The organism is Bacillus sp. SN32, assembly GCF_002837495.1.
GTDB classification, from domain to species: Bacteria; Bacillota; Bacilli; order Bacillales; family Bacillaceae; genus Bacillus; species Bacillus subtilis.
Window position 1 is genome coordinate 21,144 of record NZ_PJCT01000006.1, and the last position, 23,074, is coordinate 44,217.

The 23,074-nt window shown below is 48.8% G+C and carries 20 protein-coding genes and 1 pseudogene; 18 read left to right on the forward strand and 3 right to left on the reverse strand.

What is annotated here, in order from left to right; all coding sequences use genetic code 11:
- The first annotated feature begins 17 nt into the window (after positions 1-17).
- From yesS to CW370_RS18410, 14 genes are all read left to right on the forward strand, one after another.
- Positions 18-2,303, forward strand: coding sequence for a transcriptional regulator YesS (gene yesS, locus CW370_RS18345; protein WP_029946043.1), 2,286 nt, complete (start codon positions 18-20; stop codon positions 2,301-2,303).
- 13 nt (positions 2,304-2,316) lie between these two features.
- The gene (rhgT, locus tag CW370_RS18350) at positions 2,317-3,015 is read left to right on the forward strand and encodes a rhamnogalacturonan acetylesterase (protein WP_080262673.1); all 699 of its coding nucleotides are present in this window, start codon (positions 2,317-2,319) and stop codon (positions 3,013-3,015) included.
- Positions 3,008-3,670, forward strand: a complete 663-nt coding sequence (locus CW370_RS18355) for a YesU family protein (RefSeq protein WP_024573233.1) — start codon at positions 3,008-3,010, stop codon at positions 3,668-3,670. Before rhgT ends, CW370_RS18355 begins: the two co-directional genes overlap by 8 nt.
- Positions 3,667-4,293, forward strand: a complete 627-nt coding sequence (locus CW370_RS18360; protein ID WP_024573232.1) for a YesL family protein — start codon at positions 3,667-3,669, stop codon at positions 4,291-4,293. The genes CW370_RS18355 and CW370_RS18360 overlap by 4 nt, the downstream gene beginning before the upstream one ends.
- A 138-nt stretch (positions 4,294-4,431) precedes the next feature.
- On the forward strand, positions 4,432-6,276 hold the full coding sequence (gene rhgW / locus CW370_RS18365; protein ID WP_029946044.1) for a rhamnogalacturonan lyase: 1,845 nt from the start codon (positions 4,432-4,434) through the stop codon (positions 6,274-6,276).
- A 46-nt stretch (positions 6,277-6,322) separates the two neighbouring features.
- Positions 6,323-8,161, forward strand: a complete 1,839-nt coding sequence (rhgX, locus tag CW370_RS18370; RefSeq protein ID WP_101169895.1) for a rhamnogalacturonan exolyase — start codon at positions 6,323-6,325, stop codon at positions 8,159-8,161.
- Between the two features lie 157 nt (positions 8,162-8,318).
- On the forward strand, positions 8,319-8,972 hold the full coding sequence (locus CW370_RS18375; protein WP_101169896.1) for a rhamnogalacturonan acetylesterase: 654 nt from the start codon (positions 8,319-8,321) through the stop codon (positions 8,970-8,972).
- Between the two features lie 7 nt (positions 8,973-8,979).
- Entirely contained in the window at positions 8,980-10,971 is a 1,992-nt protein-coding gene (gene yesZ, locus CW370_RS18380; protein ID WP_101169897.1) for a beta-galactosidase YesZ, read from the forward strand.
- A 43-nt stretch (positions 10,972-11,014) separates the two neighbouring features.
- Positions 11,015-13,588, forward strand: a complete 2,574-nt coding sequence (locus CW370_RS18385; protein ID WP_101169898.1) for an exo-rhamnogalacturonan lyase family protein — start codon at positions 11,015-11,017, stop codon at positions 13,586-13,588.
- A 121-nt stretch (positions 13,589-13,709) separates the two neighbouring features.
- The gene (locus tag CW370_RS18390; RefSeq protein ID WP_029317444.1) at positions 13,710-15,218 is read left to right on the forward strand and encodes an extracellular solute-binding protein; all 1,509 of its coding nucleotides are present in this window, start codon (positions 13,710-13,712) and stop codon (positions 15,216-15,218) included.
- A gap of 54 nt (positions 15,219-15,272) precedes the next feature.
- On the forward strand, positions 15,273-16,229 hold the full coding sequence (locus CW370_RS18395; RefSeq protein ID WP_014479122.1) for an ABC transporter permease: 957 nt from the start codon (positions 15,273-15,275) through the stop codon (positions 16,227-16,229).
- 13 nt (positions 16,230-16,242) lie between these two features.
- Complete coding sequence (locus CW370_RS18400) at positions 16,243-17,130, forward strand: carbohydrate ABC transporter permease (RefSeq protein WP_003242715.1); 888 nt, start codon at positions 16,243-16,245, stop codon at positions 17,128-17,130.
- Between the two features lie 8 nt (positions 17,131-17,138).
- A complete protein-coding gene (lplD, locus tag CW370_RS18405; RefSeq protein ID WP_046664331.1) occupies positions 17,139-18,479 on the forward strand; it encodes an alpha-galacturonidase LplD in 1,341 nt (446 codons plus the stop codon).
- Between the two features lie 74 nt (positions 18,480-18,553).
- Positions 18,554-19,249 (forward strand): DUF421 domain-containing protein, encoded by a 696-nt coding sequence (locus tag CW370_RS18410; RefSeq protein ID WP_014479125.1) that lies wholly within the window; start codon positions 18,554-18,556, stop codon positions 19,247-19,249.
- A 36-nt stretch (positions 19,250-19,285) separates the two neighbouring features.
- On the opposite strand, the gene hmoA is transcribed toward CW370_RS18410, so the two are convergent.
- From hmoA to CW370_RS18425, 3 genes are all read right to left on the reverse strand, one after another.
- On the reverse strand, positions 19,286-19,612 hold the full coding sequence (gene hmoA, locus CW370_RS18415) for a heme-degrading oxygenase HmoA (RefSeq protein ID WP_124059987.1): 327 nt from the start codon (positions 19,610-19,612) through the stop codon (positions 19,286-19,288).
- A gap of 103 nt (positions 19,613-19,715) precedes the next feature.
- Positions 19,716-20,078 (reverse strand): VOC family protein, encoded by a 363-nt coding sequence (locus CW370_RS18420; RefSeq protein WP_101169899.1) that lies wholly within the window; start codon positions 20,076-20,078, stop codon positions 19,716-19,718.
- 91 nt (positions 20,079-20,169) lie between these two features.
- Positions 20,170-20,712 (reverse strand): hypothetical protein, encoded by a 543-nt coding sequence (locus tag CW370_RS18425; RefSeq protein WP_101169900.1) that lies wholly within the window; start codon positions 20,710-20,712, stop codon positions 20,170-20,172.
- 197 nt (positions 20,713-20,909) lie between these two features.
- On the opposite strand from CW370_RS18425, the gene CW370_RS18430 reads away from it, so the two are divergent.
- From CW370_RS18430 to CW370_RS18445, 4 genes and pseudogenes are all read left to right on the forward strand, one after another.
- Positions 20,910-21,782 carry an STAS domain-containing protein gene (locus CW370_RS18430; RefSeq protein ID WP_014479128.1) on the forward strand — a complete coding sequence of 291 codons (873 nt, stop codon included), beginning with the start codon at positions 20,910-20,912 and terminating at the stop codon, positions 21,780-21,782.
- A 154-nt stretch (positions 21,783-21,936) separates the two neighbouring features.
- Complete coding sequence (locus tag CW370_RS18435; protein ID WP_003244522.1) at positions 21,937-22,104, forward strand: YezD family protein; 168 nt, start codon at positions 21,937-21,939, stop codon at positions 22,102-22,104.
- Positions 22,105-22,213: 109 nt separating this feature from the next.
- Positions 22,214-22,858, forward strand: coding sequence for a Bax inhibitor-1/YccA family protein (locus CW370_RS18440; RefSeq protein WP_024572819.1), 645 nt, complete (start codon positions 22,214-22,216; stop codon positions 22,856-22,858).
- Between the two features lie 63 nt (positions 22,859-22,921).
- Positions 22,922-23,063, forward strand: a pseudogene (locus CW370_RS18445) (DMT family transporter); the annotation flags it as partial.
- Positions 23,064-23,074 lie beyond the last annotated feature (11 nt).

Genomic DNA, 23,074 nt, shown 5'->3' on the forward strand with positions numbered 1-23,074 from the left:
GCGGCGGGGGGAAAGGGATGAAAAAACAGCCTCAACAGAAGGAACGGGTTTCTCGCTGGAAGGGAACGTATTTCAAAAGAAACTTTGTCTTCATTTTGCTGATTGCCTGTATTCCCGGATTGCTGACTGGCGGCGCAATCTACTTTCTTTCGATCGACAAGGTGGAGAAAGAGCTGCAAAGGTCGCATGAAACACAGGTGGCGCGTGAGGTCAGCCGAATGGATGAGAAGCTGGGAGTGCTTGAACTGGCTCTCACCCAGATGGCCTACGATTCTTCACTGATGAACGGATTGGCCGAGAGGGATTTGGAGAAAGATTATACGTTCTCCTATCAATTAACGAAAAAGCTGTTTCTTTTGCGGGATCAGCAGCCGCTGATCGAGCAGGCTTCCATCTTTCTGAACAGCCCCCGGCCACTTGTGCTGAGCCCTGAATACAGCGCTTTGACAGAACAGGAGGCGCTTCGCAAGTATCGCTCGCTGCTTGCCTCAGACCACAGCATTTATTGGAAACGGTCGGGAAATCAAGCGATGCTGATCCAGCTCATTCCGGGCGCGGCTGAGAAACCGTTCGGCGCGATCATGCTGGCGGTTGATCCGAAAGAAATGGAATCAATCCTGCAAAGCTTGTCCCCCTATCCTGATGGCAGTGCGCTGCTTTTAGATCAAAATCGAGAGGTGCTGTTTCATGAGGGGGAAAAAGATTTTGAAAAGACTTTACTTCATGAGATAAAAAAACAGCCTGCTGAGAACGGCCATTTTCAGATGGAATGGGAAGGAAAGGTGTATTCTGTCTCCTTTGGAGAAATGAACCGGATGCATCAGCAATGGACCTTTGTGTCAGCGGCGCCTCTTTCAGCTATTACAGCGCCGATGGTGTTTTTATCAAAAGTGATCATCGTGATGCTGGTCATTTGCATCGGTTTGGCGGTGTGCATGACATGGTATGCATCAAAAAAAATCTATCGTCCCATCCAGCATTTGCTTGGCTTGTTTACCGGAGGAGAGAAGAAAACATGGCAGGCGTCCGGGCAGGATGAATTCAAATGGATTGAAAAGAGATGGCAGGATCTATCCCTTGAAAGCCGGAAGCTCCAACAGCAGCTCCTGCGGCAGACGCCCCATATGAAAAAGAGTTTTTTGCAGCATCTCTTACAGGGCGATTTTTACTATGACAACGAGGAAAGCCTCAGATTGCGGATGGAGGAGGCTGGCTGGAACATCGGCGGAAACGCGTTTCATGTGCTTGATCTACAGGTGACAGGGCTCCGTTGTGAAAAAAGCATCTTCCGTGAAGGTGATGAACAGCTTGCCGTGTTTACACTGACTAATATCGCTGAGGAATTGGCGGCTAAACGCGTTTTTCAGCTCTCCATACTTGATATCGGCCGGCTTTCTGTCACCGTTCTTGTGATGAAAACAAACAGCTCTGATCTGAAGGCGTATATAACGGAGCTGGCACGCCAATTTGGAGATGTAACCGGACTATGCCTGACCTCGACATTGAGCAGCAAGACGGAGCGTGTCACGGAAATTCCTTCTTTATTTCAGGATGTGAAATGCGGCAAATCCCGCAGGAAGTTTGCTAACCGGGATCAGGTCATTGATTTGCAGGCCGACTTCCCTCAGGATGAGCAGTTCGCTCCTTATTACCCTTTTGAGCTGGAAAAACAAATTGTTCAGGCCATCCGGCTGGAAAGAAAACAGGAAGCCAAGGAACTTATAGATGGATGTATGAGGGAACTGGCGGAAAAGGCGACCATAGACAGGCATGTGCATTCCGCCCTGATTCAGCTGTTTTCCCGCATTCAGGAGGATATTTTGCATTCCGGGCTCAATCCCAGCGAACTGTTTCAGCATCGGAACCCGTTTCTTGATATTTCAGAATTGCGCGAACCTAATGAAGCGGCGGCCTGGCTGATTGATGTAGTGGTGACGCCTTACCTTTCCAAGCTTGAGGGCAGAAAAAACAGACAGCAAAAGCAGCTGGCAGAACGTGTGATTGCGATGATTCACGAACAGTATATGGCGGACATTTCATTGGAAAGCTGTGCCGATGCGCTTGGCATGAATTCATATACGTTAAGCAAGGCATTTAAGCAAGTGACCGGCATTAATTTTATCGATTATGTGACCCAGATCAGAATCGAAAAGGCGAAAGAACTGCTGGTCAATACGAATAAAAAAATTCATGACGTGTCAGAAGAAGTCGGCTACCGCCACAATTATTTCAATCGGATTTTTAAAAAACAGGTCGGCATGCCGCCGGGTGTCTTCAGGCAAATGTATCAGGAAACGCCGTGAAAGGAGAGAACATGTGATGAAGAAACCGATTCAAGTATTTTTAGCGGGGGATTCCACTGTGAGTGACTGCCCGCCTCATGAAGCGCCGATGGCGGGGTGGGGGCAGGTATTCGGGCAATTGTTTTCTGAAGATGTGCTGGTCCGCAATCATGCCAAAGGAGGAGCGAGCACCAATTCTTTTGTGGAGGAAGGAAGGCTTCAAGCAATTGCCGAGCACATCACACAAGGCGATTATTTGTTGACTCAATTCGGCCACAATGACCAAAAACCGCGGGGGACGAAGCCGTACTCCACATTTCAGCAGTTTCTTACCTTGTTTGCAGATACGGCACGCGAAAAGGGCGCGCATCCTGTGTTCGTCACATCGGTGCAGCGCCGCCGCTTTGATGAAAACGGACGGATCGAGCATACGCTCGGTGAGTATCCCGATGCGATGAAAGCACTGGCGAAGGAGCTCGATGTACCTGTGATTGATCTGCTTGCGAAAACAAAGGTGCTGTATGAAGCATACGGGCCGGAGGAGTCGAAGCGATTGTTCGTTTGGTTTCAGCCGAATGAACATCCGAATTACCCGGACGGCATTGAGGACAATACGCATTTTTCGGAAGAAGGTGCAATGGAGGTTGCGAAGCTTGTGGCAGAAGGCATTGAAGAGCTCGGACTTCCGCTTAAGGACCACCTTGTGAGCCGGGAGGGGAAAGAACATGTATAAGGAAGGCGCGTGCCTGTACCGTAATCCGCTCCGGTCTAAAAGCGATGTGAAGGACTGGCGGATGGAGGGAGGCGGACAGATCTCATTTGACGATCACAGCTTGCACCTGTCACATGTCCAGGACGAAGCGCACTTTGTCTTTTGGTGTCCGGAAACCTTTCCAGACGGCATCATTGTGACATGGGACTTCTCTCCGATCGAGCAGCCTGGACTGTGTATGCTGTTTTTTGCCGCTGCGGGTATTGGAGGCGAGGATTTGTTTGACCCAAGTCTCAGGAAAAGAACGGGAAAATACCCCGAGTATCATTCGGGGGACATCAACGCTCTCCACCTGTCGTATTTCCGCAGAAAATACGCGGAGGAAAGAGCGTTCCGCACCTGCAATTTAAGAAAAAGCCGCGGTTTCCACCTCGCCGCAATGGGGGCCGATCCGCTGCCTTCTCCAGACGACGCTGATTCTCCGTATCGTATGAAGCTGATCAAAGACAAAGGCTATGTGCACTTTTCAATCAATGGTCTGCCCATTCTTGAGTGGATGGACGACGGCAGCACATATGGGCCTGTGTTAACAAAAGGAAAAATCGGGTTCCGGCAGATGGCCCCCATGAAAGCAGCTTACAGGGATTTTGCCGTACATCAAGCGGTGAGAAGATGAAGACGACTGTAACGGACACGCTTTATGCAGGCTGCGAAGCGGTGGTGAAAATAGCATGGCTCAACGGGCTGTGGCTGTTGTTTACACTTTTGGGCGGCGTTCTTTTCGGATGGGCGCCGAGCACAGCTGCGATGTGTGCCGTTATAAGGAAATGGCTGATGGGGCAAAAGGATGTCCCGATATTTTCGTTATTTCTCGATACCTATAAAAAAGAGTTTCTCAAGGTTAATGCGATCGGATTGGCATTTTCGACTCTTTTGCTCATATTGTCTGCCAACTATCATTATTTTTCTGCCAGTACGGATTGGCTGTCCTTTGCCGTAACAAGCTGCACGCTGCTTGCAGGGCTTTTGTATATCATCGCGCTGATGTATGTGTTTCCCCTTTATGTGCATTACCAGCTCCCGCTTCGCAAATATATACCGCAGGCACTGCTGTTTGGCGCCATGAGGCCGCTGACGACCGGCTGTATGCTGATCGGGTGCGGATTTGTCCTTTATTTGCTGTATACGCTTCCTGGCCTGATCCCATTTTACGGCCCGTGTTTATTTGGGCTTGTGTTGATGTTTTTTGCTCTTAGGGGATTTCAAAAGACGGAGGCCCAGCATCATCAAGCCGGGTAACAAAAAAATGACAAATACGCAAAAAAGTGCAGTGTCCGAAATAGGCAGATGCAAAAAAGTGAAATTGAAGACAGCTCACACAGCGCATAAAATCCAATTTAAGTAAGCGCTTACAGATAAATGAGAAGGAGCTGTCTGATGATTACACGAAGGAAACGCATGTTTACCGCTATTACGTTGCTGGTCTTGTTGGTGATGGGAACCTCTGTATGTCCTGTGAAAGCTGAAGGGGCAGCGCGGCAGATGGAAGCGCTGAACCGGGGGCTTGTAGCGGTCAAGACGGACGGGGGCATTTTTGTCAGCTGGCGGTTTCTTGGAACCGAAAACGCATCTGTTTTGTTCAATGTGTACAGAGACGGGCAAAAACTGAATGCTGCGCCTGTCAAAACCACGAACTATGTAGATAAAAACGGTTCGGCGGGCTCAACGTATACGGTTCGGGCTGTTGTAAACGGTACCGAACAGCCGGCTTCTGAAAAAGCCTCCGTATGGGCGCAGCCGTATCATTCCGTCCCGCTGGATAAACCGGCTGGCGGCACGACGCCAAAGGGTGAAGCTTACACGTACAGCGCTAATGACGCAAGTGTTGGCGATGTGGATGGTGACGGGCAATACGAGCTGATCCTGAAATGGGACCCGTCTAACTCAAAAGACAATTCACAGGATGGCTATACGGGTGACGTGCTGATTGACGCGTATAAACTGGATGGCACAAAGTTATGGCGGATCAATCTCGGCAAAAACATCAGAGCGGGCGCGCACTACACCCAGTTTATGGTGTATGACCTTGATGGTGACGGAAAAGCGGAAGTGGCAATGAAAACGGCAGACGGGACAAAAGACGGCACGGGCAAAGTAATTGGAAATGCCAATGCTGATTACAGAAATGAACAGGGGCGTGTGCTTTCAGGCCCTGAATATCTCACTGTGTTTCAAGGTTCAACCGGGAAAGAGCTTGTCACCGCAAATTTTGAACCGGCGCGCGGCAATGTGTCGGATTGGGGAGACAGCTACGGCAACCGTGTTGACCGTTTTCTCGCCGGCATTGCCTACCTTGATGGACAGCGGCCGAGCCTGATCATGACCAGAGGGTATTACGCTAAAACCATGCTAGTTGCCTATAACTTCAGGGATGGAAAGCTGTCAAAGCTTTGGACGCTGGACTCCTCAAAGTCAGGAAATGAAGCGTTTGCCGGACAGGGGAATCACAACCTGAGCATCGCGGACGTTGATGGGGATGGAAAAGATGAGATTATTTTCGGCTCAATGGCTGTTGATCATGACGGGAAAGGCATGTACTCGACCGGCTTAGGCCATGGGGATGCCCTCCATACAGGAGATCTTGATCCGGGCCGGCCGGGGCTTGAGGTGTTTCAAGTACATGAGGACAAAAATGCAAAATACGGCTTATCTTTCCGGGATGCTGCAACCGGAAAAATCCTTTGGGGCGTTTATGCCGGCAAGGATGTAGGCCGGGGAATGGCTGCTGATATTGACCCGCGTTATCCGGGACAGGAGGTGTGGGCAAACGGTTCTCTCTACTCAGCGAAAGGGGTCAAAATCGGAAGCGGGGCTCCGTCCTCGACCAACTTCGGCATCTGGTGGGACGGCGACCTGCTGCGGGAACAGCTGGACAGCAACCGAATTGATAAGTGGGATTATCAAAACGGCGTATCGAAAAATGTGCTGACTGCATCAGGCGCAGCGGCTAACAACGGCACAAAAGCAACACCAACGCTTCAGGCTGATCTGCTCGGTGACTGGCGGGAGGAAGTCGTGTGGAGAGCGGAGGACAGCAGTGCACTGCGCATTTACACGACGACCATTCCGACTGAGCACAGGCTGTATACGCTGATGCACGATCCGGTGTACCGGCTTGGCATCGCCTGGCAAAATGTCGCCTATAACCAGCCGCCGCACACAAGCTTCTTTTTAGGAGACGGCATGGCGGAACAGCCAAAACCAAATATGTATACGCCTTAACTGAAAGGGGGAAGGAACGGGCTGCGCGCAGCCCGTTCCCATTAAAATGAAACCAAAAAAGAGGCAAATGGAATACCTGACCAGAGGTTTGATTGCGGTAAAGACAGAACAGGGCGTGTTTGTCAGCTGGCGTTTTCTCGGCACGGATCATGAGACGACGGCTTTTCACCTTTATCGGGATGGAAAGCGGATCACCCGCGATCCAATCGCTGAAAGCACTAATTTTCTCGATCAAAATGGAACGGCTGACTCTGTTTATCAAGTGGCGGCTGTCAATAAAGGACGGGAAGAAAAGCTTTCCAAGGAAGCTCGTGTTTGGCAGGAAAATGTCCTGGAGGTTCCGCTTGCCAAACCGGAAGGCGGTGTGACGCCGGACGGAAAGCCGTACACTTACAGCGCCAATGATGCCAGTGTCGGGGATATAGACGGGGATGGAGAATATGAAATGATCCTGAAGTGGGACCCATCCAATTCAAAAGACAACGCTCATGACGGTTATACCGGGGAGGTGCTCATAGATGCCTATAAACTGGACGGCACCTTTTTGTGGCGCATCAACCTCGGCAGAAACATCAGAGCGGGTGCTCATTACACGCAATTTATGGTGTATGACCTTGACGGTGACGGAAAAGCAGAAATCGCCATGAAAACAGCTGACGGCACAACAGACGGGAAAGGACATATCATCGGTGATGAGCATGCCGATTTTAGAAACGAACAGGGCAGAATTTTGTCCGGTCCGGAATATTTGACCGTGTTTAAAGGAGAAACCGGTGAGGCACTCACGACCGTGGAATATGAACCGCCCCGCGGCAAGCTGGAGGATTGGGGAGACGGATATGGAAACCGGATGGACCGTTTTCTCGCTGGAATCGCTTATTTGGATGGGGAGCGGCCGAGCCTTGTAATGGCACGCGGCTACTATACGAGAGCCGTGCTCGTGGCATACGATTTCAGAAACGGAAGGCTCAAAAAACGCTGGGTATTTGACTCCAACCATCCGGGACATGAAGCGTACGCAGGACAGGGGAACCACAGCTTAAGCGTGGCGGATGTCGACGGAGACGGAAAAGATGAAATCATATACGGCGCAATGGCTGTCGATCATGACGGAACCGGCCTGTACTCAACGGGGCTCGGGCACGGAGACGCGATGCATGTAGGGGATCTGGACCCGTCACGAAAAGGGCTTGAAGTGTTCCAGGTGCATGAGGACGCCACGAAGCCGTACGGACTGTCACTGCGAGATGCCGGAACCGGTGAGATATTATGGGGCGTCCATGCTGGAACTGACGTTGGCCGGGGCATGGCAGCTCATATTGATCCAAGCTACAAAGGGTCGCTCGTCTGGGGAATTGATCCGCCGGGCAATGATGGCATGTCGTATGGGCTTTTCACGGGCAAAGGCGAAAAAATCAGCGACAAAGCGCCCGCTTCAGCCAATTTCGCCATCTGGTGGGACGGTGATTTGGTCAGAGAACTGCTTGATCATGACTGGGACGGAACGATTGGCAGGCCAAAAATTGAAAAATGGGATGCTGAAACCGGCTGTCTGAAGACGATATTTCAGCCGGCCGGCGTGCTGTCCAACAACGGCACGAAAGGAAACCCGGTTCTTCAGGCCAACCTGTTCGGAGACTGGCGGGAAGAAGTGATATGGAGAACGGAAGACAGCAGCGCGCTCCGTATCTATACAACGACACATCTCACCCGCCACCGCTTTTACACGCTGATGCATGATCCGGTTTACAGGCTCGGCATCGCCTGGCAGAATACCGCCTACAACCAGCCGCCGCACACGAGCTTTTACCTCGGAACGGGAATGAAAAAACCGCCGAAGCCCGCCCTGTACATAGCGGGAAGTAAAGCGGAGGCGCCGCTGTAGGAGGACTAAGGGATAAGACGCAAAGGCTGAACGCTACGACAAGATGATTAACGAACGGGCAGGACGAACCAATGCTCAAGCGCTGTACGCACCGGTCTTTTTCAAGGGAAGAGCTATCCGTGATGGAAGCTGTATAAAAAACGAGGAGGAATGAAAAATGGCAAATCATATTTATCTTGCCGGCGATTCGACTGTTCAAACGTATGGAGACAGCACAAATCAAGGGGGCTGGGGGCAGTTTCTCGGCTCGCATCTGCCGGAGCATATTCAGGTGATCAACAGAGCGATCGGGGGAAGAAGCTCGAGGACATTTGTCGAAGAGGGCAGGCTTCAGGCGATCCTTGATGTGATTGAGCCGGATGATTGGGTGTTCGTGCAGATGGGCCATAATGACGCGTCGAAAAATAAGCCGGAGCGCTATACCGAGCCCTACACGACCTATAAACAATATTTAAAACAGTATATCGCAGGCGCGCGGGAAAAAGGCGCCCATCCGCTTCTCGTCACCCCCGTAGCCCGCTTTCACTACGAAAACGGCGTGTTTTTGAACGATTTTCCTGATTACTGCATTGCCATGAAGCAGACGGCTGAAGAGGAGAATGTCCAGCTCATTGATCTGATGGAGAAAAGTCTCGCTTTCTTTACTGAGAAGGGCGAGGAAAAAGTGTACACCTATTTTATGATTTCAGAAGGGATTAATGATTACACGCATTTTACAAAAAAAGGCGCAAATGAAATGGCGAAACTTGTGGCAAAAGGCATAAAGGAGCTCGGCCTGCCATTGACAGAATCGATCATCAAAGAAAGGTGAAAATGGGATGAGAAAACTGTATCATGGCGCTTGCTATTATCCGGAATTATGGGATGAAGAGACGATTCAGCAGGACATTGACATCATGTGTGAAGTTGGCGTAAATGTTGTGCGGATCGGCGAATTTGCCTGGTCTGTCATGGAACCTGAAGAAGGAAAAATTGACGTCGGTTTTTTCAAAGAAATCATCGCCCGGCTGTATGAAAGCGGGATCGAAACGATTATGTGCACGCCGACGCCTACCCCGCCAATTTGGTTCTCACACGGCCGGCCCGAACGCATGCATGTCAATGAAAAAAGAGAGATCATGGGGCATGGCTCCCGTCAGCATGCCTGTACGAACAACCCGTATTTCCGAAAAAAAGCCGCCCTCATCACCACAGCCATCGCCAAGGAGCTTGGCCGGCTCCCGGGGCTGATCGGATGGCAGCTAGACAATGAGTTTAAATGCCATGTTGCAGAATGCATGTGTGAGACATGTTTGCGCTTATGGCATGACTGGCTCAAAAATCGCTACGGGGTGATTGAGCGCTTGAATGAAGCTTGGGGAACCGATGTGTGGAGCGAAACCTATCAGACGTTTGAGCAAGTCCCGCAGCCGGGACCGGCCCCGTTTCTGCATCACGCTTCCCTAAGCACCATGTATCAGCTGTTTTCGATGGAGATGATCGCTTCGTTTGCGGATGAACAGGCCAAAATCATCCGCTGCTATTCAGATGCGCCGATCACGCATAACGGATCAGTCATGTTCAGCGTGGACAATGAGCAAATGTTTCAGAATCTCGATTTTGCCTCCTATGACACGTACGCTTCGCAGGAAAACGCCTCTGCCTTTTTATTGAACTGTGATTTATGGAGAAATCTGAAACAGGGACGCCCGTTTTGGATTTTGGAAACGAGTCCGTCGTATGCCGCCTCGCTTGAAAGCTCCGCTTACCCGCACGCAGACGGGTATTTGCAGGCCGAAGCCGTATCGTCCTACGCCTTAGGAAGCCAGGGATTTTGCTACTGGCTATGGCGACAGCAGCGTTCAGGCAGCGAGATTTCCCACGGCTCGGTTCTCAGTGCCTGGGGCGAACCCACCATCGGCTATCAAAATGTGCTGGCGGTTGAGCGGGCAAGAAAGGAAATCGAGCCTGTTATTCTATTGACTGAACCCGTTCAAGCCGAGGCGGCGATGACTTACTCTGACAGAGCAAAAGCATTTATTAAAACTGAGCCTCACCGGGGACTCCGGCATCGTTCGCTTGTGACGCATTTTTATGAACGTATTCTCAACACGGGGATTCACCGTGACCTTATTCCGGAAGGCGCTCCACTGGACGGCTATCGCTTGCTGTTTACGCCATTTGTGCCGTATTTGTCTTCTGAATTTATCAAAAAAGCTTCGGCATTCGCTGAAGCGGGCGGCATCTGGATCACCGGGCCGCTGACAGGAGGGCGCACATGCGAGCATACCATTCATACCGATTGCGGACTTGGCGAACTTGAGAAAACGTCAGGGATCAAAACACTTTTTACCTTTCCGATGAATGAGAACGTGAATACAGGAAAAGCGTTTGGCATCACGGCGCCGCTCGGACTGTGGAGCGCGGTGTTTGACACAGATAGCGGAAACACCCTTGGCACGGTTGAAGCAGGACCGGGGGCGGGCCATGCTTTTCTGACGGAACGGAATTACGGCGAGGGGAAAATTGTCATGCTGGGCTCGCTTCCATCCGGGAAAGAAGGGGATGCGATGCTGGAAGCGCTCGTCAGGCATTACGCGGAGGAAGCTGGTATTTCCAGCCGGTCGGATGTTACGCCCGGCACAATCGTTGCCCCGCGCAAAGGCGATAACGGCCTTGTGTGGATCATCGTGAATATGGATGGAAAAGGAGGAAGTGTGACACTGCCGGAAGCGGGAACAGATCTGTTGACGCACCGCTTGGAAAAGGCGGGGAGGCTGGCGGTCGGACCGCATGAATACCGTGTGATTCAATTTGACAATCACAGCTGATTCTTTGCATCGAATCAGCTTTTTTCTATGGAGGGAGAGACCGATGAAAAAGATCAAATGGTTATCAGAACAGCCAAAGTTGACAAGCGGCGTGACGTGGGGCATGCCATGGAAAAAAGGAGAATTAAAAAAAGGAGACCGTCTGGCGCTTATGAATGAAAACGCGGAAACGCGATATGTGCAAAGCGAACCGTCGGCCTATTGGCCGGACGGGAGCATCAAGTGGACGAAGCACGCGGCGGTGTTTGGCGGTCAGGAAAACCAAAGCTTTACAGTGCACAAAAGAGAAGTGCCGCAGCCAACTGAATCGCTCAGTATTCATGAGACAGAGCATGATATCCAAGTGGATACAGGAGCACTCGTTTGTACCATTAATAAAACAGGATCTGATTTCATTCAATCATTGCAGATCAACGGAAAGCCGATCGCCGCAGGCGGGAGGCTCGTTGCCATAAGAGAAACGAGAAAAGAGTCGGCGGTGGAAACGGTTCTATTTCAAGAAGCATCTGTCAGCTTTATCAAACGGGCGACGATTGAGCAGAGTGGTCCTGTCAAAGCAGTAGTCAAAATCGAGGGAGTGCATGTGCTCCATAAAACGAATGAAGAATGGCTGCCGTTTGTCATCCGATTGACGTTTTATGCCGGGCTGTCTGAGCTCGGCCTTGTGCACACGCAGCTGATTGACAGGAGCGGTAAACTAGAATTCGTTAAGGGGCTCGGCATCGAATTCGACCTTTTTTTGGAGGGAGAGCCGTACAACCGCCATTTCCGCTTTGCGGGAGAGAAAGGGATGTATAAAGAACCCGCCCAGCTGTTTGGCACACGTAAATTCAATGAACGATATCCGCTTTATGAAAAACAAATCAATGGCGAAATGCTGTCTCCAGATGAAGAGCATAAGGAATGGTTTGCACATGGCACACAGAATGCGGTTTGGGACGATGTCAAGCTCGTGCAGGATTCAAGCGATCATTACAGCCTGTCAAAACGGACCGGAAAAGATTATGCGTGGATCGGCATGCTGCATGGCTGCCGGGCGAAGGGGCTCTGCTATGCGGGCGGAGAAAATGGCGGTGTGGCTCTCGGCCTGCGGTATTTCTTTGAGAAATACCCTTCAGCACTGGAAATCACAGGTCTTGCCGTCAGCCGCCCCAAAATGACCGTCTGGCTTTGGCCCCCGGACGGCGAAGCGATGGATTTGCGGCATTATACAGGAAACACCCACGTGGCCAGCGCGTATGAAGGCTTTGATGAAATGCGCTCTGATCCGACAGGCATTGCGAACACAAATGAAATCAGCCTGGCGTGCTTTTCGCACATGCCGTCTGACGAAGTCCTCAATGCGCTCGCTGACAAATGGCAGGCGCCGCCGCTCATTGTATGCGAGCCGGACGTCTATTACGAATCAAAAGCACTCGGGGTTTGGAGCATCATTGACACATCCCATCCGCTCAAAAAAGAGCTGGAAGAACAGCTCGATGCGGCCTTTCTGTTTTATAAAAAGGAAGTAGAGCAACGCAGATGGTACGGTTTTTGGCATTATGGCGATGTCATGCATACGTATGACCCGATCCGGCATATGTGGCGGTACGATCTCGGCGGATACGCATGGCAAAACAATGAGCTCGTTCCGACCCTATGGCTGTGGCAGGCGTTTTTCCGCTCAGGCAGAGAGGATATCTTTCGCATGGCAGAAGCCATGACCCGCCATACGAGCGAAACGGACAGCTTTCACCTCGGTGAATACGCAGGACTTGGTTCACGGCATAACGTTGTGCACTGGGGATGCGGCTGCAAGGAAGCGAGAATCAGCATGGCCGGGCTTTATAAATTCTATTATTATCTGACGGGTGATGAGCGGACGGGAGATCTTTTGACAGAAGTGAAGGATGCCGATTATGCCCTCGTCAAAACCGATCCGATGCGCGCTTTTTACGAGAAAGGCAAGCACCCGACTCACGCCAGAACGGGACCGGACTGGGCGGCGTTTTGCTCGAATTGGCTGGCGGAATGGGAGCGGACCGAAAATCCGGAATATCTCCACAAAATCCAAACGGGAATCAACTGTCTGAAGCGGCTGCCGCTCCGCTTATTATCCGGCCCGACATTTGAATATGACCCGGCGACCTCGATGCTTCATCACATGGGAGACGGCATTGCGGGCGGATATCATATGATCATTGCCTTCGGCGCGCCGCAAGTGTGGATGGAGCTGGCTGAGTTTCTTGATGACCGGGAATGGGAAGATATGCTGAGTGAATTCGGCGAATTTTACACACTAAGTGATGAGGAAAAACGGAAAAAAAGCGGAGGCGCTCTTCATGACGGGCATTTTCACTGGCCGATGTTCGCCGCCGGTATGACAGCCTACGCCGCGAGAAAAAAACAAGATCCTCATCTCGCCGCCAAAGCGTGGAATCTTTTGCTCGATGATAAGCTCAGCCATACGCCGCTTCCGATCAAACCGGAGCGCATCGAGACATGGACGCAGCTAGAGGAGCTTCCATGGGTGACAACGAACACTGTCTCTCAATGGTGTTTAAATGTCATAGCGGCACTGGAACTGATCGGAGATTCCCTTCCGGCAAAAAAAGAAACATCGGGCAAAAAAGGATAACAGCCGGAATTTCATAGGAGAAATGGTGCAAAAAATGAAGATTGCAAGAATTTATGTAAGCGCTTTATATTGAGAGGGGCAAAGGGGAAATGCAAATTGAAAAAAGGGGGACTTACGCATCATGAAAATAAGAATGCGAAAAAAATGGATGGCCTTGCCGCTTGCTGCCATGATGATCGCCGGATGCAGCCATTCGGAAACATCCAATTCAGCAAGCGATTCGAAAGATACGATCAAAATTATGGCGCCGCTCTTATCGCCGGAAAGCCCAAGTGATAAGAGCCCTTCATTAAAAGCGCTCGAAAAATACACAGGCAAAGAGATTAAGGTCACATGGGTGCCTGATTCATCCTACAACGACAAATTCAACATCGTCATGGCTTCAGGAGAGATGCCTCACGCGATTGTCATTAAAGATAAGTCAGCCGGCTTTATCAAATCTGTCAAAGCAGGGGCGTTTTGGGAGCTGTCTCCTTATTTAAAAGACTACAAGAATTTAAGCCAGGCAGATGAAAAGATTTTGAAGAACAGCTCGGTGAACGGCGAGGTGTACGGAATCTACAGAACGAGGGATCTGATCAGGGCGTGTATGATCATCAGAACCGACTGGCTGAAAAATGTCGGTCTGGATATGCCGGAAACGCTTGATGATTTCTATGAAGTGCTGAAAGCCTTTAAGGAAAAAGATCCTGACGGAAACGGCAAGGATGATACGTACGGCATGGTCGTGCCGAAATGGATGGGACTCGGCAACGGAAGCCCATGGGATGTTCTGCAAATCTGGTTCGGCGCTCCGAACCGCTACGGTGTTGAAAACGGAAAGCTGATTCCGGATTTTACAACGAAGGAATACATGGATGCGCTCACGTTTTTTAAAAAGCTCTATGATGAGGGATTGATCAATAAGGACTTTGCTGTCATGGATTCTGCGAAGTGGAATGATCCGGTTGTAAAAGGAAAAGCGGGTGTCATCGTTGATACAGGCTCAAGAGCGTCTCAAATCCAAAGCGCGATGGAGGAGGCGGATGAGTCGAACAAGGATATCATTGATATCGTCGGCTCGCTTGAGGGACCGAATGGCAAGCGCACCTTCCCGACATCTGGTTATTCAGGCATGATCACGATACCAAAATCAAGCGTCAAAACCGAAAAAGAGCTGAAAGAGGTGCTGTCCTTCCTCGATAAGATGAATGATAAGGAAGCGCAGATTCTCACGAACAACGGAGTGAAGGGCCGCAATTACGAGCTCAAGGACGGCGTATTCACCTCACTTGAAAAAAACAATAAATCTCTCCTGTATGAGCATGAAGGCTTGGCACAGTTCAGCATGTCGATTCCGAAAAGCGAGTATTACATCGAAGACCAGAAAACCAAGCTCTTCCAGCATCGCAAGGACATCATAACCGAAGGAGAAAAAATAGCCGTCTTTAACCCGGCTGAGTCGCTTGTATCTGATGTCTATACCCAAAAAGGAGCCCAGCTTGACAACATCATCCTCGACGCGAGAACACAATTTATCATTGGAGAAATTGATGAAAAAGGGTTCGATGATGCGGTGGAGCTTTGGAAAAAAAGCGGCGGCAATGAACTGATGAAGGACTTGAACAAATTGTACCAATCGTCAAAATAAACCGATGCGCCTGCCTTTCGGCGGGCGCCCCGGTATCACGAAAGGAGAACAGATATGGAAACAGTGCCGAAGAAGGGAGATGCACCTGTTCTCACCGCTGGAAAAGGCATCAGCTGGATGGCTGCGCTCAAACGGGACAAATGGCTTTATCTTCTTCTTATTCCCGGTCTGCTTTATTTCTTGATTTTCAAATACTTGCCGATGTGGGGTGTGCTGATCGCTTTTAAAGACTATTCGCCATATCTCGGCTTCTGGAAAAGCGAATGGGTCGGCTTTGATTATTTCAAAGACTTTTTTATGAATCCGGATTTTTTCCGGCTGCTGCGCAACACCCTCATGCTGGCGAGTCTGGATCTTTTGTTTGCCTTTCCCGCGCCTCTCATTTTGGCCCTGCTTTTGAATGAGGTAAGAAAGGCCGTGTATAAAAGATGTATCCAAACCTTTATTTACGTACCCCATTTTGTATCATGGACAATTGTGGTCAGCATCACCTTCGTTTTCTTTACTGTCGATACAGGTGTGATCAACAAATTGATTATGAGCCTGACAGGTGAGCAGATTTCTTTCTTGTCGGATGCAGACTGGTTCCGGCCAATGATTGTGATGCAAAGCATTTGGAAGGAGACGGGCTGGGGAACGATTCTATTTTTGGCAGCGCTTGCTACGGTTGATCAAGAGCAGTATGAAGCGGCCATCATGGACGGAGCGGGGCGGTTCAGGAGAATGTGGCATATTACGCTGCCGGCGATTAGAAGCACTATTATCGTTTTGTTGATTTTAAGAATCGGCAGTTTTTTGAATCTTGGCTTTGAACAGGTGTATTTGATGACGAACTCGCTCAACCGCAGTGTGGCTGACATCTTCGACACGTATGTGTACATGATGGGGATTACCCAAGGGGCGTATAGCTACAGCACGGCGGTCGGTTTGTTTAAATCAGTTGTCGGGATTATCTTGATTTTTGGCGCCAATTACATTGCGAAAAAGTTTGATCAGGAAGGATTGTTTTAGAGGAGGGAGAGGTATGGCTGAAATTCACACGATGCATAACACCAAAGCCGGACGGGTGTTTGACGTCTGCAACATTCTGTTTCTCGGCGGTGTCGGCGCGATTACCATTTTGCCGTTTTTGTATATTATCGCCGGTTCCTTTGCGACAGAAGCGGAACTCGCCCAGCGGAGCTTCTTTATTTTCCCGAAAACCTTTACACTTGATGCTTACAAGTATGTGTTTTCGACACCGACGTTCCTTCGAAGCATGGGTGTGTCCATCTTCATCACCGTGGTCGGGACGGCTGTACAGCTGTTTTTCACCTTCACAATGGCGTATCCGCTGGCGAAGCGGCATGTGAAGGGACGGAATCTGCTGTTGAATCTGGTGATTTTCTCCATGCTGTTTTCAGGCGGCATGATTCCGACGTACCTTGTCGTAAAATCACTTGGCCTTTTGGATACGTATTGGGCATTGATTCTGCCGATGGCGATTAATCCGTTCAACCTTATTATTATCAAAAACTTCTTTCAGCAGCTGCCGCGCGAGCTGGAGGAATCAGCAAAAATTGACGGCTGTTCCGAAATCGGCGTCTTCTGGCGGATCGCCCTGCCACTGTCAAAGCCAGTCATAGCGACCTTTGCGCTGTTTTATGCGGTCGGGATTTGGAATGATTTCTTCCACGCTCTCTTATATATCAATGACAGTGCAAAATGGCCGCTGCAAATGGTGCTTCGCCAAGTCACGATTTTATCGGATTTAACGGCGACCAATGGCGATACGATGCAAAATGCCGTTCCGCCGGAGCAGGGAATTAAACTCGCTGTCATTGTCATAGCGACGCTGCCGATTTTGGCGGTCTATCCATTTTTACAAAAACACTTTGCAAAGGGAATGCTGATCGGTTCGGTGAAAGGCTGAGAAAGGGAGTGTTTCATATCAGTACATTAGATCAGATTAAGATTGCCTATATTGGCGGGGGGTCCCAAGGCTGGGCCAGAAGCCTGATGAGTGATTTGTCGATTGATGAACGTATGTCAGGCACGGTGGCGCTCTATGATCTTGATTTTGAAGCCGCTCAGAAAAATGAAGTGATCGGCAATCACAGCGGGAACGGCAGATGGAGATATGAGGCTGTTTCTACTTTGAAAAAGGCGTTATCAGCCGCGGATATCGTCATTATTTCCATTTTGCCGGGATCACTGGATGATATGGAAGTCGATGTCCACTTGCCTGAGCGCTGCGGTATTTATCAGTCTGTAGGTGATACTGTCGGGCCTGGAGGGATCATCAGGGGCTTGCGTGCTGTGCCGATATTTGCGGAAATTGCCCGGGCAATAAGAGACTACGCACCTGAATCATGGGTCATTAATTATACAAACCCGATGTCTGTCTGTACAAGAGTGCTGTATAAAGTGTTTCCCGGCATCAAAGCGATTGGCTGTTGCCACGAGGTATTCGGGACGCAAAAGTTATTGGCGGAAATGGTCACGGAAAGGCTGGGGATAGAGGTGCCGCGGCGTGAGGATATCCGCGTTAATGTGCTCGGCATTAACCATTTTACATGGATCACAAAAGCTTCTTACCGCCATATTGACCTGCTGCCTATATTCCGTGAATTCAGCGCGCACTATGGGGAATCAGGATATGAGCTGGAGGGGGAAAGCTGGAGGGACAGCGTCTTTTGTTCGGCACACCGTGTTGCGTTTGATTTATTTGAAACGTATGGCGCCATCCCTGCTGCGGGAGACAGGCATCTGGCAGAGTTTCTTCCCGGCCCATACCTCAAACAGCCTGAAGTATGGAAATTTCATCTCACACCTATATCATTCAGAAAACAAGACAGAGCTGAGAAACGACAAGAAACAGAACGGTTGATCGTGCAACAACGGGGCGTTGCTGAGAAAGCTTCGGGAGAAGAAGGCGTGAACATCATAGCGGCTCTTCTCGGATTGAGTGAACTCGTCACAAATGTAAATATGCCGAATCAAGGCCAGGTCTCAAACCTTCCTATACAAGCCATCGTCGAAACAAACGCATTCATCACAAGGAACCGTGTCCAGCCGATTTTGTCCGGAGCGCTTCCGAAAGGTGTGGAAATGCTGGCGGCTAGGCATATATCCAATCAGGAGGCAGTGGCGGACGCAGGTTTAACAAAGGATGCTGGCCTCGCGTTTCAAGCCTTCCTCAATGACCCGCTTGTCCAGATTGACCGCAGTGATGCAGAGCAGCTTTTCAATGACATGCTCCAATTCACCATGCAACGTTGAGCGGAGCTTTTCCGGTTTAGAAAGGAAAGCATTGACCATACTGATAGTATAATCAAGAAGTAGGTGCTATCAATATGGGAAATTATTTAAGCGTTGCGGTAGAACTGGTCTGCGGTCTAGGCATTTTATTTATCATCTTAAAGCTTCTCGGGAAAACCCAATTTTCTCAAATTACGCCGTTTGACTTTATCTCTGCTTTAATTTTAGGAGAATTGGTCGGAAATGCCGTTTACGATCATGAAATCAAAATCAAAGAAATTATTTTTGCTTCGCTATTGTGGGGCGTGCTGATTTATATTATTGAATTTATCACGCAAAAAATGAAATCATCGCGAAAGTTCTTGGAGGGCGAGCCGAATATCGTCATCCGCAAAGGGGAGCTTCAATATAAAGTATTGAAGAAAAATAAGATGGACATTAACCAGCTTCAAAGCCTTTTGAGGCAAGCGGGGAGCTTTTCGATTCAAGAAGTAGAATATGCGATTTTGGAAACAAACGGGATGGTCAGTGTGCTTCCAAAATCCGACTTTGACAAACCGACCAATAAGGATTTGCAGATTCCTTCGAAGTCCGTTTCTCTGCCGATCACTTTAATCATAGATGGAGAGATTGTCCGGGATAATCTGAAGGAAGCAGGTGTGGATGAACAGTGGCTGAAGCAAGAATTGAAAAAGAAGAACATTGATAAGACGGAGGACGTGTTATTTGCAGAATGGCATAAAAATAAGCCGCTGTATACCGTAACATACGAACAAAGCAGATCAACATGACTCTTAGAAAAAAGCTTGCAGCAAGGCGCAAGCTTTTTATTGATTGTATGTCCCTTGTTTGACAGCACGTACATGGTACATGCTCACTTCAGTGCTGATCAGATAGTCAGGCTTTGGTTTGCCTTTGTTTGCTTTATGGCCAGCGATATGCGCATCGCTTTTTTCCCATTGCTTCCAGCGATCCTCTGATTCCCAGCGAATCATGACAACAACTTCTTCATCACCGCGGCGTACATTTTTCTCAAGCACTGTCACATCAATTAAACCTTCTTGTTTTTCAATGATTCCTTCAGCGCTGAAACGTTCTATGACTTTATCTGCATAGCCTTCTTTAACCGTCATTTTTCTTAACTGTACAAACATTTGTCTCACTCCAATCATTCTCACATATGAATAATTGTAAATGAAATTCATTCTCAATGTCAAAGAAAGCGCAGGGCGGAATCGAACCGCCGTGCGCAACAGTTTATTCTTTTAATAAAAACACATTTTCGTCTTCGTCCTTAAATTGAACGAAGGTGCCCCACTCCATTTGATTGGGCTCACCGAGAAATTCTACACCGTTTGTCTTCATTTTCTCGTATGTGCCAAAGATGTCTTCGCATTCAAACACAATAGAAGCCTTCATTTGCTCTGAGCCTTTCATCATGGCTTTCGGGTAAATGACTAAACGAGTCTCGGCTCCTTTTGGCGCAACCTCCAGCCAGCTTGCTTCAGGTCCCATTGGGTGGTCCGCTGCAATATCAAAGCCTACCTTCTCTGTCCAAAATTGCTTCGCTTTCTGCTGGTCCTCGACATATACAGCAACAGTGCCAATTTGTTTGATCATAGGGAAACCTCCAAGTTGAAAAGATAATAATACTATAACCTGTTTACGGCCGAAGTAACATAAAAAAATCAGCCGGGAAACCGGCTGATTATTAAAATGAGCAGCTTACAACATCGATGTGATTTGTGTCTAAGGCGAAATAAACCCAGCGGCGCCGTGAGGAATCCCAATAAAAGCCGCCGACGGATCTTCTGCCAAGGATGATCGGGTAAAACCAAAATGAGCGGCCATTGGTTAACCAGACATAGGTAAATCGGAAAAGGCAAGGACGAATGGTGATTGGTTCAACTAACAAAACGGCTCCTTGAGAACCCTGCGGTTTTGGGGGTTTCGCTGGTATTTGGGAAGGAGGAGGTCCCTGCGGCGCACCGCCGAAGCCTGGGCTGGCACCGCTGCCAATACCAGGGCCGGAGCCGCCGCCAAAGCCTGGAACAGCGCCACCGCCAATACCAGGGCCGGAGCCGCCGCCGAAGCCCGGAACAGCACCGCTGCCAATGCCAGGGCCGGAGCCGCCGCCAGAGCCCGGAACAGCACCGCTGCCAATGCCAGGCCATGGATATCGGTATTCATATTCAAAAGCAGGCCAAGGCTCATAAAAATGCCCCGCAAACATATAAGGATCAACATAATACATGTGATAACGTCCTTTCTCATTGTAAACTGTACACTGCAGTTTATGCGGGCGGACTCTTATTGGTGCATTCGCCTAAGGATATGAAGCTGAAATGCTCTCAGAGAGCAGAATCATTTGATTTTTCTCTAGTCTTATTCACAATTCCGCTTTATCATTTTATAATGAAAGTGCTTCTATTACGAAAAAGGAGACAGACCGTGAATATCGATCAATTATTATATCAATATATCATAGACAACACTGCGGATATTACTGAGAAATGGTTCAGTTTGCGTTGCCAGCTAAAAGGCGAGCTATATTCCGCCAGCCATTTAAGTGAAGAAACGAAAACACTTTTAACCGAGCAGCATACATTTACCAATATAACAATCGCAAGCGCATTTCTGGAGGATCAAACCGATTTTCAAGACAACATGACAAAATGGGCGGAAAACGTTGCGAAAAACAGGGTAGAGCAGGATGTTCAAGTTCATGAGGTCGTAGAAGCCATATCCAATTCAAGAATCTCATTCTGGGACGCAGTCGTCACATTTATAAAAGAGAATCAGGAGATTGTGACAAATGAGGATGCAGACCGATGGAACCGCATTGTGAATCAGTCGTTCGATAAGCTGATTATTGAATTCTCTGAGCAGTACCAAAAATTCATGCTGATGAGGCTCACATCTCAGCAGGAACTGATCTCAGAGCTTGGCTGCCCGGTCATTTCCATTGCCGATGGAATCGGGATATTGCCGCTTATCGGCTCCATTGATACAAAACGGGCACAGGTCATTTTAGAAACAGTGCCGGTCCGCTGTGTCGAGAGAAAAATCACAAGCCTCGTCGTTGATCTTTCGGGTGTTCCGATTGTGGATACCATGGTGGCTCAGCAATTGTACAACCTGTCTAAAACGCTTTTCTTATTAGGCGTCAAAGCCGTATTTTCAGGGATTCGCCCGGATGTGGCCCAAACATCGATTCAATTGGGGCTTGATTTTAGTGAATATGAAACGTACGGCACGCTGAAGCAGGCATTAGAAAATATGGGTGTCCGCTGTATTGTTGAGGAATTGGAAGAAAACAAATAGGAAGTTTCCAGGCATATGATTGTCCGTCACCGGGTGATCATATGCCTTTTTGATTTGAACAGAAATCACCATTGATTTATCAAAAAAAACATAATATTATAATTCTTATAAGAATACTGTGAATTAAAACCTATTCGACAGGGGGGAAGGTCTTTTGGTTTCAAAATCAACGATTGATCCGGAAGTGATTGAAAAAATAATCAGCTCGCTGGAAACACTCGATTTCGGCACCGTTCAAATTACGGTTCATGATTCTCAGATTACCCAAATTGAGAAAATAGAAAAGCACCGTTTTTCGCTGAAAAGGAAAGAATCAAAATGATAATGTAAAGGGCGTTTGTTTTCATTAAATTCTCCTTAAAACATATACATATTTCATCCAATTTTTATATAATAGACCTTTAAGATCATTTTTTAGGAGGATTTTTGACATGCAAGCTACGGTTCACGAGAGTAAGCAATCGATCATGCAACGCATTTTGACAGTCTTTGTCTTCACTTTGCTGATCGCGACTGTCGGCCTTTTTATCGGCCAATTTGTTCCTGCCGCTTTGATGCTGCCGCTTTCTATTCTTGAAGTGGCGATGATTATTCTGGCCTTCTGGATGCGCAGAAGAAAAGCGGTCGGGTATGCGTTTGTATATACATTCGCGTTCGTTTCCGGCATTACCTTATTTCCGATCGTCAGCCATTACGCTTCCATCGCCGGCGCCTATGTCGTGCTTGAAGCCTTTGGTTCTACATTTGTCATTTTTGCCGTCTTAGGCACAATCGGCGCAAAAATGAAGAAGGATTTATCCTTCCTGTGGTCATTTCTGCTGGTTGCGGTGCTCGCCCTCGCAGTGGTAGGGATTTTCAACATTTTCAGCCCGTTAAACTCAGCGGCGATGATGGCGTATTCCGTGATCGGAACCATCGTCTTTTCCCTTTACATTTTGTATGATTTGAACCAAATCAAACACCGCCACATTACGGAAGACTTGATTCCGGTTATAGCGTTATCGCTGTACCTTGACTTTATCAACTTATTCATCAACCTGCTCCGCTTCTTCGGCATTTTGAGCAGTGATGATTAATGAAAAAGCGCCTGTCATTGGATAGGCGTTTTTTGCCATACACAAAAAGACAGGTGGAGTCGTGCGTCTGTCATGTTGTCAGGCGTGATATTGAAGGAGCCGTTTGAGCTTGTGCACACTGTGTGTCATCAGCGGCATATTTGTTACGGCCATAAAGAAAAAACAGCCGGATGCGTATCCGGCTTCAGAAGAAAAGACGCTTTAGCCTGTCCTGGT